The sequence below is a fragment of the Achromobacter mucicolens genome, from assembly GCF_029866465.1.
Lineage (GTDB): Bacteria > Pseudomonadota > Gammaproteobacteria > Burkholderiales > Burkholderiaceae_B > Achromobacter > Achromobacter mucicolens.
Window position 1 is genome coordinate 1,803,892 of sequence record NZ_CP123364.1, and the last position, 14,903, is coordinate 1,818,794.

12 protein-coding genes are annotated in these 14,903 nt (G+C 67.1%); all 12 read left to right on the forward strand.

Annotation, left to right across the window (positions count from 1 at the left end):
• Window positions 1-121 precede the first annotated feature (121 nt).
• The 12 genes from QEP15_RS08225 (at window position 122) to QEP15_RS08280 (ending at window position 14,891) form a co-directional block, all read left to right on the forward strand.
• On the forward strand, window positions 122-1,378 hold the full coding sequence (locus tag QEP15_RS08225) for a D-amino acid dehydrogenase (protein WP_280148640.1): 1,257 nt from the start codon (window positions 122-124) through the stop codon (window positions 1,376-1,378).
• A 4-nt stretch (window positions 1,379-1,382) separates the two neighbouring features.
• The gene (locus QEP15_RS08230; protein ID WP_152383912.1) at window positions 1,383-2,723 is read left to right on the forward strand and encodes an extracellular solute-binding protein; all 1,341 of its coding nucleotides are present in this window, start codon (window positions 1,383-1,385) and stop codon (window positions 2,721-2,723) included.
• A gap of 186 nt (window positions 2,724-2,909) precedes the next feature.
• A complete protein-coding gene (locus tag QEP15_RS08235; protein WP_280148641.1) occupies window positions 2,910-3,821 on the forward strand; it encodes a TrbG/VirB9 family P-type conjugative transfer protein in 912 nt (303 codons plus the stop codon).
• Entirely contained in the window at window positions 3,818-5,443 is a 1,626-nt protein-coding gene (locus tag QEP15_RS08240; RefSeq protein ID WP_280148642.1) for a hypothetical protein, read from the forward strand. The genes QEP15_RS08235 and QEP15_RS08240 overlap by 4 nt, the downstream gene beginning before the upstream one ends.
• A gap of 2 nt (window positions 5,444-5,445) precedes the next feature.
• Window positions 5,446-6,783: a hypothetical protein gene (locus tag QEP15_RS08245; protein ID WP_280148643.1), complete on the forward strand. Its 1,338-nt coding sequence runs from the start codon at window positions 5,446-5,448 to the stop codon at window positions 6,781-6,783.
• A 34-nt stretch (window positions 6,784-6,817) separates the two neighbouring features.
• Complete coding sequence (locus QEP15_RS08250; protein ID WP_280148644.1) at window positions 6,818-7,261, forward strand: hypothetical protein; 444 nt, start codon at window positions 6,818-6,820, stop codon at window positions 7,259-7,261.
• Window positions 7,261-9,033 carry an ATPase, T2SS/T4P/T4SS family gene (locus tag QEP15_RS08255; protein ID WP_280148645.1) on the forward strand — a complete coding sequence of 591 codons (1,773 nt, stop codon included), beginning with the start codon at window positions 7,261-7,263 and terminating at the stop codon, window positions 9,031-9,033. Before QEP15_RS08250 ends, QEP15_RS08255 begins: the two co-directional genes overlap by 1 nt.
• The gene (locus tag QEP15_RS08260) at window positions 9,026-10,162 is read left to right on the forward strand and encodes a general secretion pathway protein (RefSeq protein WP_280148646.1); all 1,137 of its coding nucleotides are present in this window, start codon (window positions 9,026-9,028) and stop codon (window positions 10,160-10,162) included. The genes QEP15_RS08255 and QEP15_RS08260 overlap by 8 nt, the downstream gene beginning before the upstream one ends.
• Before the next feature lie 61 nt (window positions 10,163-10,223).
• Window positions 10,224-10,841 (forward strand): type 4 pilus major pilin, encoded by a 618-nt coding sequence (locus QEP15_RS08265; RefSeq protein WP_056315659.1) that lies wholly within the window; start codon window positions 10,224-10,226, stop codon window positions 10,839-10,841.
• Complete coding sequence (locus tag QEP15_RS08270; protein WP_227741200.1) at window positions 10,838-11,917, forward strand: prepilin; 1,080 nt, start codon at window positions 10,838-10,840, stop codon at window positions 11,915-11,917. Before QEP15_RS08265 ends, QEP15_RS08270 begins: the two co-directional genes overlap by 4 nt.
• 80 nt (window positions 11,918-11,997) lie before the next feature.
• Complete coding sequence (gene alaS / locus QEP15_RS08275; RefSeq protein WP_056315663.1) at window positions 11,998-14,622, forward strand: alanine--tRNA ligase; 2,625 nt, start codon at window positions 11,998-12,000, stop codon at window positions 14,620-14,622.
• Window positions 14,622-14,891: a sulfurtransferase TusA family protein gene (locus QEP15_RS08280; RefSeq protein WP_056315665.1), complete on the forward strand. Its 270-nt coding sequence runs from the start codon at window positions 14,622-14,624 to the stop codon at window positions 14,889-14,891. Before alaS ends, QEP15_RS08280 begins: the two co-directional genes overlap by 1 nt.
• The last annotated feature ends 12 nt before the right edge of the window (window positions 14,892-14,903 follow it).

Here is a 14,903-nt window from a genome sequence, read left to right on the forward strand (position 1 = left end):
TGTTTTTTTATTACTTAGGCGGCTGCAAAACGGCAAGGTAAACTGCTTTGGCAGCGGCCTGCCGGGGGTACGCGGACATCGGGTCCGCGCACGCAACCGGCATGCAAGGAGCGATGCAGGCATGAAAGTAGCGGTATTGGGTAGCGGCATTATCGGCATCTCCAGCGCCTGGTGGCTCAGCCAGGCGGGTCATGACGTCGTGGTCATTGACCGCTGCACCGGTCCCGCACAGGAAACCAGCCTTGCCAATGGCGCGCAGATTTCCGTGTCCTACGCCGAACCCTGGGCCAATCCCCAGGCGCCGATGAAGCTGCTCAGGTGGATGTTCCGCGACGACGCGCCGCTGCTGTTCCGCCCGCAACTCGACTGGCGGCAATGGATGTGGGGTCTGGCTTTCCTGCGCGAATGCCTTCCCAGCCGGCTCGCTCCCAATATCCGGGCGATGGTTCGCATGGCCGAATACAGCCGCGCCACGCTGCGCGGGATGCGCGCCGAACTCGGCATCCAGTACGACCACCTCGAGCGCGGCATCCTGAATTTCTACCGCGATCCCCACGAATTCGAAAACTCGCAGCGCGCCGCCGGCCTGATGCGCGACTTCGGCGTGGAACGCCGTGTCGTGACCGCCGACGAAGTCATCGCCATCGAGCCCGCGCTGGCGCCGCATCGCGCCACCATCGTGGGCGGCGATTACACCCCCGAAGACGAAAGCGGGGACGTACACCTCTTTACCGTCGCGCTGGCTGAACACTGCGCGCGCGCGGGCGTCGAATTCCAATACAACACGCGCGCGACCCGGCTCCTGACTCAGGGCGGCGCGGTCACGGGCATCGAAATCATCCAGCCCGATGGCCGGTATGCCACGCTCTCGGCCGACACCTATGTCGTCGCCATGGGTAGCTTCAGCCCCGCGATGCTGCGTCCCCTCGGAATCCCGTGCAACGTGTATCCGGCAAAGGGCTATTCGGCTACCTTCCCGGTGCTGAATCCGGGTGCGACCCCCACCGTCAGCCTGACCGACAGCAGCCACAAGATCGTCTTCTCGCGCTTGGGCGATCGGCTGCGCATGGCGGGCACGGCGGAACTGTCCGGCTATTCCCGCAGTCTGAATACCGGCCGTTGCGAGGCCTTGACCCGCCTCGCCAAAGAACTCTTTCCCGACGCGCTCGATTTCGGGCGCGTCAGCTATTGGTCGGGCTTGCGCCCGTCCACCCCCTCGAACGTACCCATCATTGGCCGCAGCCGCATTCCGAATTTGTATATCAATACAGGACACGGTACGCTTGGCTGGACGATGGGTGTTGGCTCGGGCCGGGCATTGGCCGATCTGATCAGTGGACGGCGGCCAGAACCGGAATTCCCTTTTCTTGGTCTGTGAACCTATGAAGAAACTGCAATTGGCGGGCGTTGCCCGCGCGATGTTCGCCAGCCGGCGCGCATGGGTGTTTGGCGCCGCGATGGCGATGGCCGGCGTGGCAAATGCCGCACCCGTCGAGATCCAGGTCTGGCACACCCTGACAGACGCAAACAAGGCCGAGTTCGAAAAGCTCGCCAAGCAATACAACAAGGAACAGGACGACGTCAAAGTGACGCTGCGCGGCTTCGCCTCGCCGTCCGCCCTGGAACAAGAGGCCGTTTCCGCGGTAAAGGCCAAGAAGGGCCCGAACCTGCTGCAACTGTCCGATAACCATTCGCCCGAAATCGTGGCTCAGCACAAGGCGGTGCTGCCGCTGTACGAACTGCTGGCCAAGTATCCGATCAAGGACCTGAACTGGTTCATCCCGGCCACCAGCAATTTCACGCGCGACAGCAAGGGCCGTCTGCTGGCTTTCCCCTGGATGGCCGAAGTGCCCGTGATGTTCTACAACACCGCCGCCTACAAGAAGGCCGGTCTCGATCCCAACAAGCCGGCGCGCACGTGGACCGCGTTGCAGGCTGAACTGCTGAAGCTGCGCGACGTGGCCGACATCGACTGCCCCTACGCGTCCAGCGACCAGGTCGCGGTCCACCTTGAAAACCTGGCGCCCATCAACAACCAGCAGTTCACCAGCAACAACAATGGCCTGGATGCGGTCACCAAGAAGTCCGCTGCCCCCGCCATGCAGTTCGACACGCTGTACATGCGCCACATCTCGCTGATGGTGAGCTGGAAGCGTTCGCTGCTGTTCACTGCCTACTCCGGCGACAACGCCAACGACAAGCTGTTCGCCAAGGGCGAATGCGCCGTGCTGACGGCCAATTCGGGCGCGTTTGGCCAGTTCCTGGCCACCAAGTCGCTGAACTTCGGCGTCGCGCCGCTGCCCTACTACGAGCAAGTCACCAAGGAAGGCGGCAAGCCCTTCGTCAGCGGCTCGGCATTGTGGGCGCTGGAAGGCCACCCGCAGGCGCAGGAAAAAGCCACCGCGCAGTTCCTGGCATGGCTGTCCAAGCCGGTCGTCGCAGCCGAATGGCACCAGCGCACGGGTTACCTGCCGCTGACGGAAGCCGCGTTCCGCGCTTCCGACGTGTCGTTCTACAGCAAGATTCCGGGCGCGCAGGCTGTTGTCGCCTCGATGAGCGCCAAGCCCGTCCAGAACAGCCGCGGCTTCCGCATGGCCAACTACGATCGCATCGAGCCCGTGCTGAACAAGGAGCTCACCGACGCCTTTGACGGCAAGGTGCCGCCCGTTGCCGCACTGAACAACGCTGCCGCGCAGGCCCGCACCATCGCCACGCAGCGCTGATCGCATCCGTGCGGCAAGCAAAGCCCGGTCTTCGGACCGGGCTTTTTTTTGCGCCTGAATTCGTAGCTCCGTCAGTGGGGATGAATCCATCCCTACGTACATGCCAGTCTGGCGGCGCCTTCCGCGCTCGGCCACCATGCCGCTCATGCGTGTCGCTTCCGATGCGCCCTTTGTTCGCGGTGAGGCATGGTACGAATCTTTTTCCTGGCGGCCGGGCTGTCTTGCCTTGGCGCATGCTCGTGGTCGGGCCCCGGTCCGGCGGGCGGATCTTCCTGGCAGTCCGGCATCCCGTCTTCTCAGGGGTTCCGCTTCGATTGGCAACTGTCCGGCGATCCCGCCGTTGCTCCGCTGCAGGTCTTCGACGACGGCCGCGAGACCTGGTTGCAGTTCTTGCCGGGCCAACCGTTGCCGGCCATCTTCAGCATGGGCGACGGTGGCGAGCACCCCTTGCCGTACGTACGGCGCGACCCCTACGTCGTGGTTGCTGGCGCATGGAATGGGCTTTCCTTTCGCGGCGGCAGGTTGACCGCGCGGGCCCGGCGCGCGCATGCCGCGGCCAACCCGGCGCGCGAACCGGCACCCACGTCCCGCCTGGCGCTGTCCACGGCGGCAGGACCCGATCCATCGCAGCGTCCGTCGCAAGATGCCAGCGCGGCCATCACGCTTTCGGCTGACACGCCCGCGCGATCGGACGGCCACGCGCTGGGCGGCCCTCAGATGCTGAATACCCAAGGCGCCGGTATCGCACCGCCGACCGCGCACGAGGCCGGGAACGCCGGCGCGCTGGTGGCCCCGCAAGCCGCCCCGTTCCGCGCGGCACCGCCCGACGCCACGCTGCGCGCCGTCCTGGCACGCTGGGCCGACTCGGCCGGCTGGACTTTCCAACCGCAGCATTGGGCGGTTGACGTCGACATTCCGCTGGCTGCCACGGCCGAATTTCCCGGTGACTTCAAGACCGCCGTGCGCGGCCTGCTTGGCGCAACCGAACTGGCGGACCGGCCCCTGCAACCTTGTTTCTACGGCAACCGTGTTCTGCGTGTGGTGCCGCTTGCGCAATCGTGCTCACGCGCGGCCACGCCCAAAGGAGCCGCGGCATGAACCTCAGCCTGTTTGTCTGCACCGCTCGTTTGCGCAAATGCAGGGCTCTCGCGTGCGTGTCGCTCTCGTGCGTCCTCGCCGGATGCTCGGTATCTGAACGGGTCACCGACATGCGACGCGCGGCCACCGCCCAGCATGCGGATGCCGCTTCCCGACACGCGGCCTATGCCGACGGCTTGACCGATCGTCAGGCGCGCATCGCCGCACAGGAAGTCGCCACGCCCTGGCTTGCGGGCAAGCCGCAACCGCTTGCGCGCGAGGTCGCGCTGCCGCCTGCATTGCGCGAGAACGTGAAAACCACACTCATGCTGGCTGACGACGCGGACCTGCCCACGCTGGCACAGCGTCTGACCGCCGCTACCGGCATCGCGGTGCGCGTGCGTCCGGACGCGCTGCTTGCCCAAGACCATTTCCTGCCGCGTCTGGCCGTCAGCGGCTCAGTAGCCTTGGCCGCGCCCGCGCGCATCGAAGTGCGCGCGGATCCGCAACCGCTCGCCGATCTGCTCGATGCGCTGGCCGCACGCTTCTCGGTGCACTGGCGTTACGAACACAACGCGCTGGAGTTCTACCGCACCGAAACGCGTGTCTTCGACCTGCGCGCGCTGACGTTGGCCAGCAAGGTCGACGTGCGGCTCGGCCGGTCCGGCAGCGCGGAAGGCGAGGGATTCGAAAGCACATCCAACACCACGCTCTCCGCGGGCGAGCACAACGCGCTGGCCATCCTGCGCGCAAACATCCTGCCATTCCTCACGCGATCCGGCGCGATCGCAGAGCCCGTGGAAGGCGCGGCCGCGCTGGTGGTTACCGATACGCCCGACGCGCTGGACCGGGTCGCGCGCTACCTCGAGCGCGAGAACAAGGCGCTGACACGCCGCGTCCGCCTCCTTTTCGAGGAGATCACCCTCATTGCCAGCTCCGAGGCCGCCGGCGGCCTGGACTGGAACGCGCTGTACGCGGCCGCGGGCGCAACGGCACGACTGGCCATGCCGGGCGTGCCCGTCACTGGCGCGGGCCTGCTTCAGGCCGCATCGGCCCAAGGGCCATTCCAGGGCTCGCAGGCCATCGTCTCCGCGCTCAGCACGATGGGGGCGGTCGTGCGGCATAGCAAGATCCCGGTTCTCACCTTGAACCGCCGGCCGGTCTCGCACGCCGTGCGAACCACGTTCTCGTACATCGATCGCGTGCAGAGCACGGCAATGCCCGGCATGACCTCCACTGGCGCAAATGGATCGCTGCCTGCGGTGTCCATCAGCCAAAAGGAAGAAACCGTCGGTTCATTCCTCACGCTGGTGCCGGACATCCAGGAAGACGGGCAGATCCTGCTTTCGATCGCGTATGACAACGCGGTCGCGCAGCCTCTGAAGACGATCACGTTCGGTGAAAGCGCCAATCAGGTTCAGGTGCAGCAGATCACCATCGATGGCAGTGGCACGGTGCAGCAGATCGAACTGCGCCCAGGGCAACCCATGATCGTGGCCGGCTTTGACCGCAAGCAGGATCAGCATGATCGCCAACGGCTGGCCCCCGGCTTGCCGCTCGTGGCCGGCGGGCTGGACAGTGCGGCCACCGAACGCCATACCACCCTCATCCTGGTGACAGCCCAGGTCGAGGAAGGGTATTGATCGTGAACCGGGCCCCTCAATTTTTGCTGATCGAATGCCCCGGTGCGGATCGCGTGCTGGCGTTTGGCCTGCGATGGTTTGCGCTCATCGGCTCCAACGTCCCCAAGCTCGCACGATCCCGGGGGCGCCGCCTGCGCGCCACGCACTACGTTGTGGGCGGATCGCCGGCGATGGTCGCGGGGTATGGGCGGGGGCGGCCGGGCCGGCGGGCGGCGCGGCCCTGGCGCCGCGCGCGGTCACCGGGCGCCACGCCGCCGCAATCGGCCGCGCAGTTGTTCGCCCTGCTGTATCCCGAGGGCGGCCATAGTCTGGTTCGCCTGCCGGATGGACGCCATTGGCTGGTTGCCGCACATGGCGGCGCCGTCCTGTCGCAGACGGACAGGGTGTTCGACTCGCTGGACGATGCACAGTCGGAACAGCGCGCGCTGCTCGCGCAGCGTCCGTCGCTGACGGAACATTCGCCGGATCAGGTGTGGGCGGCATTGGCGCAGACTGCGGAGCCTGGCGCCGCGCTGACGGTGCTGCCTTCGCGTTGGGCCGAACTGCCTGCCGCGCTGCGTCTATTTCTTGCCTGCATCGGTCTTGCCGCCATCGCGCCACCGTTGTGGAACGCGAGCGTCGCCCCGTTCGCGCGCAAACCGGCTGCCCCACCCGAGCCCGCCGCGGTTCGAGACCCGATGGCCGATGCGTACGAGGCGATGCTGCAAGGCACGACGGTCCATCCCGCCACGGACCTCACGCGCCTGCTCGCCAGCGTGGCGGCGTTGCCTGTGCAGGTGCAGGGCTGGGCCCTGCGCCGCGCCCAATGCGAGGCCGCCGCGCAGCAATGGGACTGCGCGGCCGTATACGCCAGGGCTCACCCGCTTGCCACCAATCACGGGCTGCACGCGCTGCTGCCCGCCGGCTGGCGGGTGTCGTTCAAGCCGCTCGAGGAAGCCACGCTGGCCTGGCGCGTGGCGTCGGCGCCCATCCGTGTGGCCGACCTGGCATTGCCCACGTCGCTGCACGTGGACACGCGGGTGGCAGGGGGACTGCAAGGGCTGCGTCCCGCATTCGCTTCCGTTGCGCTGTCGCCGGCCGTGCCGCTGATGCCGCGGCTGCCTGCCGCGGCGCGTGCCGTTGCGTCGCCCGGCAGCGCTGACGGATGGGGGACGCCACTCGTTCGCAGGCGCAGCCTGGTCTTGCATGGGCCATTGCGCTCCATGGCGTTGCTGCCGGGGCCAGTGCCTGCTGCCCGCTGGTCGCGCCTCGTGGTGAATGTGCAGCCGCAACCGCGGCCCAGCCTCGTCGCGAGTGCGCTTGTCGCTGAATTGCAGGGGGATCTTTATGAACAGGAATAAGTTTTGCATCCAGCGCAGACGCGCAACCGGGCGCATGCTGGCCCGCATTGCACTGAGCGCCGCGGCGCTGTCGGCAGGCCAAGCCCGGGCTGCGGATCACGCGCAGACGCCCCAACCCTGGCCAGAGGTCGAGACCGTCCGCACCTTGTTGCGGGCGGACGCCGCGGCCGCATTGGCGGACTGCCGGGTGCCGGGCCTTTGCGGAGTGGGCGAAGGCAAGAGCGCCTCGGCGCCATCCGTCGCACACGGCGCAGACGACATCCGCGTGACCGCGATATTCGGCACGGCGCGCGCCTTGAACGTGGACATCGTCGTCAACGGCACCTTGCTGCGCTACCGGGCCGGCCGTGCCGATCCCGTGGCAGGCGGCGCACGGATGGCGCCGTATCGCCTGCTGGCCGTCGACGGCGCCTGCGTTCGCCTGCAGCGCGACGGTCGCGAGCACTCGGCGTGTCTGGACGCAGCAAGGGGCCAGTGATGACGATGCACACCTTGCCCGCTTCGGCATTGCCTGCTTGCCCGCCCGAACTGCATACGCCTGAAGACGTTGCTGGCATGGAGCCGGCCTTCGTGCGCGCGCTGAGCCGCCAGTTCGATCTGGCGGCGCTGGCCGGCCGCCTCTGCCCGGTGTTGCTTGAAGGCGGCCAGGCTGCGATCTTCGCCGTCAAGGAGTACACCGTTGGCGACCCGATCGATGAGGTCGAACGGATGGTGAAAGCAGCGGGTTACCGCATGGCGCGGCCCGCGCGCTACGCCGTTCCCGCGCCGCTTCTGCTGATGATCGCGCGAGGCCAGTACACGGCGTCCGGGCCGGGGCGCCTGGCAAAGGCCAACCCGGCCGAACGCGCCTCGGCGCTGGCTGCGTTGTTCCTCGACATCATCCGCTGGGGTGTGGTGCAGGGCGCCAGCGACGTGCACATCAACGTGGACCAGCGACGCGACGGCGGCGACATCCGCTACACCATCCACGGCGAGTATGTCGGCGCCGAGCGGTTCGCGGGTCTTTCCAGCGCCACGCTGCTCGAGGTCCTGGCCGTGGCGTGGATGGACGTGCGCGGCGGCAACGGCGCGGTGTTCGATCCGGCGCTCGAGCAACAGGGGCGCATTTCTCTGACCGTGGACGCCGCGCCCATCGTGTTGCGCTGGGCCTCGCTGGCCGCGGACGCGGGGCCTTCGGTGTGCCTGCGGATCCTGCGGCTGGACGCGACCGTCAACGGCGACCTGCTGGCCTTGGGTTACCTGCCGGCTCAGGCCGAAACGTTGCTGCGGGCGCGCGAGCGCGAGGGCGGCGCCATCGTGCTGGCGGGTGTGGTCGGCTCGGGCAAGTCCACCACCATCGCCGCGCTGATGCGAGGCATCTCGCCAACACGCAAGGTCATCACGCTTGAAGATCCCGTGGAATACCACATCGGCAACGCGCTGCAGAACACGTTGAGCGGCGCGCTGGCGGACGCGGCGTGGCCCACGCTGGACGCCAAGCTCAAGACCATCAAGCGCTCGGCCATGAACGACCTGTTGATCGGCGAGGTCCGCGATATCCAGACGGGCCGCGCCTTCATGGACCTCGCCAGTTCTGGGGTGAGCCTGTACGCCACCACGCACGCCGGGTCGGCCGCGATGATTCCCGAACGCCTGGCCTCCGACGCCATCGGTGTGTCGCGAGAGTTTCTGGCTTCGCCCGGCATCCTGAAACTGCTCATCTACCAGACCCTGCTGCCACGCCTGTGTCCCGGTTGCGCGCTACCGGTGGACAGCCTGTGGTCGGGCGTCCCGGCGCGGCAGGCGCAAGGTTGGGACTGGCGCGGCTGGGTGCGCGCGATGCAAGACACCTTCGACCTGGACGCGGCGTTGCTCAAGGTCAGGAACGAGGCGGGCTGCCCCGCGTGCCGGCGCGACCACATGCCGGAGCTGAACGGCACGGCGGGACGCAGTGTCGCGGCCGAAATGATCGAGCCGGACCGCGTGCGGGGCTTTCTTGAGCAAGTGCGGCGGCGCGACAACCACGGCTTGAAGCAGCAGTTCCAGCCCGCAATAGGCGGCGCCTGGCGCGATGCCGCCTTGCGCGGCGCGCGAGCGCTGGATTGCGCCTTGTACCGGACGAGCCTCGGAGAAATCGATCCGCGCACGCTGTTGCGCCGCTTCGAACTGCCCGTCTTGCCGACGCTGGGTTCGGTGGCGGCCGTTTCAGTGCTGGCCGCAGCGCCTGCGCCGACCCGCGCGGCCGTGTCCAAGGGAGTCCGTCATGGCTGACGTCATAGCGCGCGCATCGCGCTGGTCTGCGTCGTCGGCCGGCCAGCACCGGCTGCGGCTGGACGCGCTGCGATTTCGCGCGCAGCGTGCGGACTATTACGAATACCTGGCCGATGTCGTCGAAGGCACGCAAGGGCGCAAGAGCCTGCGAGACATCTTCGAGGACGACGCCAGCCGCTACGGACCTGACACCGTGCGCGGGCGCCTCTGCCAGCATTGGGCCGCCGCTTATCTGGGCGCTGGCGGCGATTTGGGCGTTGCGTGGTCAGACACGCTGCCGCACGGCGAATGCCTGTTGCTCAATTGCGTGCAGGAGGAAGGCGGCGATCTGGCCGCTGCACTGCGCGATCTGGCGCGCGCCGTCAGGTTGGCGTCCGAGGCCTGGTCGGCATTGCTGTCGGCGGCGGCCACGGGCGTGATCGCCGCCATCGTCGCTTTCGCATTGCTGTGCGCCATTCCGTTTTTCAGCGTGCCTAGGCTGCAGCAGGTTTTCCAGGCCGTGCCCGCCGAAGACTATGCGCCGCTCACGCGTGGCCTGTTCGCGCTGGCCGGCGGCTTGAAGCAATGGCTTGCGCTGTGGGTTGTCCTGATATTCGGCGCGGTCATGCTGGCGCTCTGGTCGCTCGCCAACTTCACTGGCGATATTCGCGCCGTGCTCGACCGCTGGCTGCTCTGGCGGCTGTATCGCGATTTTCAGGCGATCCGCTTTCTATCGCTGCTGGCCGTGCTCATCAGACAGCACGGCGCAGCCGACACGCGTTTGCGCCACGCGCTGTCCGTGCAGGCGCGCGACGCCTCGCCGTGGCTGCTGGCGCACCTGCAGGCCATGCTGAGCCGGATCGACGGCGGCGCCAGCGGCGCGGAAATCTTCGGCACCGGTCTGCTGGATGCCCAGACCTGGTGGTACATGGCGGACCTGATGGATGCGCTGGGCGTCGAGCCGGGTCTGGCCCGCGTGCGCCAGCGCGTGGAGGTCCGCCTGCTGGCCCGAGTGCGGCGGCAGGCGCTGGTGCTGCGCTGGTCATTGCTGATTGCCTCGTTGTCCACGGTGCTGGGCATCACGCTGTGGCACTACGCGGTGATCGACGAGCTGCGCTTGGCGTTGACCAATTTTTATGCCAGCCAGTAGTGGATCGCCGGTTGGCGGCAACTGCGCGGCTCGCCGCGCGCTTTTATCAAAGAGGATCTTCATGAAAAGAGTCAGAGTGTTTCGATGCGCCCGGTGGAAGCAGCAGGGGTTTTCGTTGATGGAGGTGTCCATCGTCACAGCGATCGTCCTGCTCATCGCGATCGTCGGCATCCCGGCCATCGGCGGCTACGTCATAGAAAACAAGGTGCCGAAGGTAGGCGAAGAACTGCAGCGCTTCGTCGCCAGCATGAAAATCAACGCCCAGGGCGGCGGCGTGACGCCTTACACCGGACTGGATACCGGTGCGTTGGCCAACGCGCTGCGCGACTCCACCGTGCTGTCTGTGCAAGGAACGGGCGCGGCGGCAAGCGTGGCCCACGGCCTGGGAGGCAGCGGCACCAGCGGCAGCGGTGTGGTCCAGGTTGAACCGGCCTCCGTTGACGGGGCGGGCATGGGGTCCGCGTTCACCCTGACGCTCACCAACGTCAGCCATGCCGCCTGCCCGGCGCTGGCGTCCGTCCTGCAGCGGGTCTCCGAAATCATTTCCATCAGCGGCAGCAGCGGCGCCAAGGTCGTCAAGGACTCGATCGCCACTCCCGCCACGCCGTACCGCGCCGCACAGGCGCAGGCGCAATGCAGCCAGGGCGACGTGAACACTTTCGTTTTCACTGCAAGATGAGCGCGCCTCGCTGCGCCCCAGGCAAGCCGGCATGGCGCCCGCGGCCGCCCGCCGTCCGGCGGCGGCAGGGGGGCTTTTCGCTCATCGGCATGGCGCTGGCGCTGGCCATCGCCACCGCCGTGGCCATCTGGGCCTCCAACGAAGTCGTTCACCGCATCGAAGCGTCCGCGGCCCGGTCCACGGGCGTCTGGATGACGCAGATCCGCCTGGCAGTGACGCAGATGCTGTCGCGGCATGCCGAGGCCCTGTCCGAAGGCAAGCCGCCTCTGGATGGCGAAGGCCAGCCGCTGTTCGCGCAGGCCCTGCGACCCAGCCTGGCGGAATTGCGCGCCCAGGGGCTGTTGCCCGCCGACTTTCCCAATCAGTCGGCGCTGGGTTTCGGCGCGGACATCCACATCGCGCGCAGCCAGACCTGCCCGGGCGATCCCTGCCGGTTGGACGGCATCGTCTACGCCGACAAGCCCCTGCTGAAAAAAGGGTCGCAAGTGCCGGACGAAGTCGCCATGGCATCCGTCGTTGCATCCACGGATGGCTACGGCGGGGCGGTGTGGCCGCAGGCGCCCGCCCAACTGCGCGGCGCCGCGTATGGGTTTCCCAATCCCCTGGCCGCCGGCGCGCCCACGCATGCGCCGGGCACGCTTGCCCTGTGGGCGGGCGCTGGCGCCGGGGTGCCCGACCTGAGCGGCTACGTGAAAATGCGCGACACGCGCGATCCAGACCTGCAAGGCGGGCTGACAGTGGCTGGCAGCGTGGAGGCGGGCGGATACGTCAACGTGGGCGCCCGGGAAGTCCCGGGCCACGCCTGCGGGGCGCAGCCCGGCGCTCTGGCCAAATCCGCCGCCGGGCAGCTGCTTTCCTGCGAATCGGGGGTCTGGATGCAGGCCAGCGGCGGGTTTGGGGGCGCCTTCAGCGTGAATTACCCGCTAGGCTGCTTCCATTACACGGGCATCTCCACGGCCAACCCCCGCACCGGCCAGTGCGCATGCCCGACGGGCTATGAGAGCGTCGTCGTGTCCTCGGGCGGCGTCTGGAAGGGAACCGAAGGCTGGACCATCGGTTACGTCTGTGTCCGGTAACCGCCGTCCAGCCCATTCCCCGCGTATTTCCTCCAACCCTCTATAATTGGCGATTCGCCCTAAATTCTGCTTCATCCACGATGAAATCCTCCGAGATTCGCCAGCAGTTCCTGCAATTCTTCAAGTCCAAGGGACACACCATTGTTCCCTCGTCGTCGCTCGTCCCGGGCAACGATCCGACCCTGCTCTTCACCAATTCGGGCATGGTCCAGTTCAAGGACGTCTTCACGGGCAAGGAATCGCGGTCGTACACGCGAGCCACCTCGTCGCAGCGCAGCGTGCGCGCCGGGGGCAAGCACAACGACCTGGAGAACGTGGGCTACACCGCCCGCCACCATACGTTCTTCGAAATGCTGGGCAATTTCAGCTTTGGCGACTACTTCAAGCGCGACGCCATCCAGTACGCCTGGGAGCTCTTGACGCAGGTCTACAAGCTGCCGGCGGAAAAGCTCTGGGTCACCGTCTACCAGGAAGACGACGAGGCCTACGACATCTGGGCCAAGGAAGTGGGCGTGCCGACCGAGCGCATCATCCGCATCGGCGACAACAAGGGCGCGCGCTATGCGTCCGACAACTTCTGGCAGATGGCGGACACCGGCCCCTGCGGTCCTTGCTCCGAAATCTTCTTTGACCACGGTCCCGAGATCTGGGGCGGCCCTCCGGGATCCCCCGAAGAAGACGGCGATCGCTACATCGAAATCTGGAACCTGGTGTTCATGCAGTTCGAACGCGACGCCGCCGGCAACATGCCGCGCCTGCCGCGTCCCTGTGTCGACACCGGCATGGGCCTGGAACGCATCGCCGCCGTGTTGCAGGGCGTGCATTCCAACTACGAAATCGATCTCTTCCAGCACCTGATCGCCGCCGCCGCGCGCGAAACCGGCATCAAGGATCTGGAAGACAACTCGCTCAAGGTCATCGCCGACCACATCCGCGCCTGCTCGTTCCTCATCGTCGACGGCGTGATTCCCAGCAACGAAGGCCGCGGCTACGTGCTGCGCCGCATCGTGCGCCGCGCGCTGCGTCACGGCTACAAGCTGGGCCAGACCAAGCCGTTCTTCCATCGCCTGGTGCCGGATCTCGTTGCCGAAATGGGCGAGGCCTATCCGGAACTGGCAGCCGCCGCCGAGCGCGTGGCCCAGGTCCTCAAGCAGGAAGAAGAGCGCTTCGGCGAAACCCTCGAACACGGCATGCGCATCCTCGACACCGCCCTGGCCAATGTGCCCAAGGGCGGCGTGCTGGACGGCACCACGCTGTTCACGCTTTACGACACCTATGGCTTCCCCGTCGACCTCACGGCCGACATCTGCCGCGAACGTGAAGTCGAAGTCGACATGGCCGGCTTCGAGGTCGCCATGGAGCGTCAGCGCGACCAGGCCCGTGCCGCCGGCAAGTTCAAGATGGCCGAAGGCCTCAGCTACGAAGGCGCCGAAACGCGTTTCGAAGGCTACGAAAAGCTTGAACTGGACAACGTCAAGGTCACGGCCTTGTACGTGGATGGCACCCAAGTCCAGGAAGTCAAAGCCGGCCAGAGCGCCGTCGTCGTGCTGGACGCCACCCCGTTCTATGCGGAGTCGGGCGGCCAGGTGGGCGACACCGGCCTCTTGGAAGCCGACGGCGTGCGCTTTGCCGTTGCCGACACCCTCAAGATCCAGTCCGGTGTGTTCGGCCATCACGGCACGCTGGAATCCGGCTCGCTGGCCGTCGGCGACACGCTGCTGGCTCGCGTGGATGCCATCCGCCGCGCCCGCACGGTGCGTAACCACTCGGCCACCCACCTCATGCACAAGGCCTTGCGCCAGGTGCTGGGCGCGCACGTGCAGCAGCGCGGCTCGCTGGTGGATCCCGATAAGACCCGTTTCGACTTCGCGCAGGACGCGCCGCTGACGGCCGAGCAGATTGCCCGCGTCGAAGCCATCGTCAATGCCGAAGTCCTGGCCAACCAGCCCACGGTCGCGCAGGTCATGGGCTATGACGATGCAGTCAAGGGCGGCGCCATGGCGCTGTTCGGCGAAAAGTACGGCGACACCGTGCGTGTGCTCGACATCGGCTTTTCGCGTGAACTCTGCGGCGGCACGCACGTCAGCCGCACCGGCGACATCGGTCTCTTCAAGATCGTTTCCGAAGGCGGCGTGGCCGCCGGCGTGCGCCGCATTGAAGCCATCACCGGCGACAACGCGCTGGCCTGGGTGCAGAACCAGAACGCCTTGCTGACCCAGGTCGCCGGCATGCTGCGCAGCACGCCCGCCGACCTGCCGGCGCGCATTGCGCAGGTGCAGGACCAGGTCAAGGCGCTCGAAAAGGAACTTGAGCAGTCGCGCAACAAGCTTGCGGCCAGCGCCGGCAACGACCTGGCCTCCAGCGCCGCCGTCGACGTCAAGGGCATCAAGGTGTTGGCGGCCAGCATTGGCGACGTCGATCCCAAGGCGCTGCGCGGCATGGTCGACAACCTGAAGGATCGTCTGAAGCCGGCCGTCGTGCTGCTGGCCACTGGCTCGGCCGACGGCAAGATCAGCGTGGTGGGCGGTGTCACGGCCGACCTGACCGACCGCATCAAGGCGGGCGATCTGGTGGGCTTCGTGGCCGGCCAGGTGGGCGGCAAGGGTGGTGGCCGTCCCGATATGGCCATGGGCGGCGGCACGGATATCGCTGCGCTGCCCGCGGCGATCGCCGGTGTGCAGAAGTGGGTGGACGAGCGCCTCTGATGAGCGACGTCGATTCCCGTCTCGATGCCGGCGCCGAGGCGCCGGTGTTCGACCAAGAAGTCGATGCAAGCGGGCTGACCTGTCCGTTGCCCATCCTGCGCGCCAAGAAGGCGCTTGCGCAGATGGAAAGCGGGCAGGTGGTGCGCGTGATCACCACCGACCGCAACGCGATCCGCGATTTCCAGGCATTTTCTCGTCAGACGGGCAACGCGCTGGTCGCGCAGCAGGAAGCCGACGGGCGGTGCGTGCATTTCCTGCGCCGGCGCTGACCCGCACCGAAT

Coding starts and splice junctions, on each gene's coding strand:
- QEP15_RS08225 (WP_280148640.1), top strand. CDS start 122: ATGAAAGTAGCGGTATTGGGTAGCGGCATTATCGGCATCTCCAGCGCC.
- QEP15_RS08230 (WP_152383912.1), top strand. CDS start 1,383: ATGAAGAAACTGCAATTGGCGGGCGTTGCCCGCGCGATGTTCGCCAGC.
- QEP15_RS08235 (WP_280148641.1), top strand. CDS start 2,910: ATGGTACGAATCTTTTTCCTGGCGGCCGGGCTGTCTTGCCTTGGCGCA.
- QEP15_RS08240 (WP_280148642.1), top strand. CDS start 3,818: ATGAACCTCAGCCTGTTTGTCTGCACCGCTCGTTTGCGCAAATGCAGG.
- QEP15_RS08250 (WP_280148644.1), top strand. CDS start 6,818: ATGCTGGCCCGCATTGCACTGAGCGCCGCGGCGCTGTCGGCAGGCCAA.
- QEP15_RS08255 (WP_280148645.1), top strand. CDS start 7,261: ATGACGATGCACACCTTGCCCGCTTCGGCATTGCCTGCTTGCCCGCCC.
- QEP15_RS08260 (WP_280148646.1), top strand. CDS start 9,026: ATGGCTGACGTCATAGCGCGCGCATCGCGCTGGTCTGCGTCGTCGGCC.
- QEP15_RS08265 (WP_056315659.1), top strand. CDS start 10,224: ATGAAAAGAGTCAGAGTGTTTCGATGCGCCCGGTGGAAGCAGCAGGGG.
- QEP15_RS08270 (WP_227741200.1), top strand. CDS start 10,838: ATGAGCGCGCCTCGCTGCGCCCCAGGCAAGCCGGCATGGCGCCCGCGG.
- alaS (WP_056315663.1), top strand. CDS start 11,998: ATGAAATCCTCCGAGATTCGCCAGCAGTTCCTGCAATTCTTCAAGTCC.
- QEP15_RS08280 (WP_056315665.1), top strand. CDS start 14,622: ATGAGCGACGTCGATTCCCGTCTCGATGCCGGCGCCGAGGCGCCGGTG.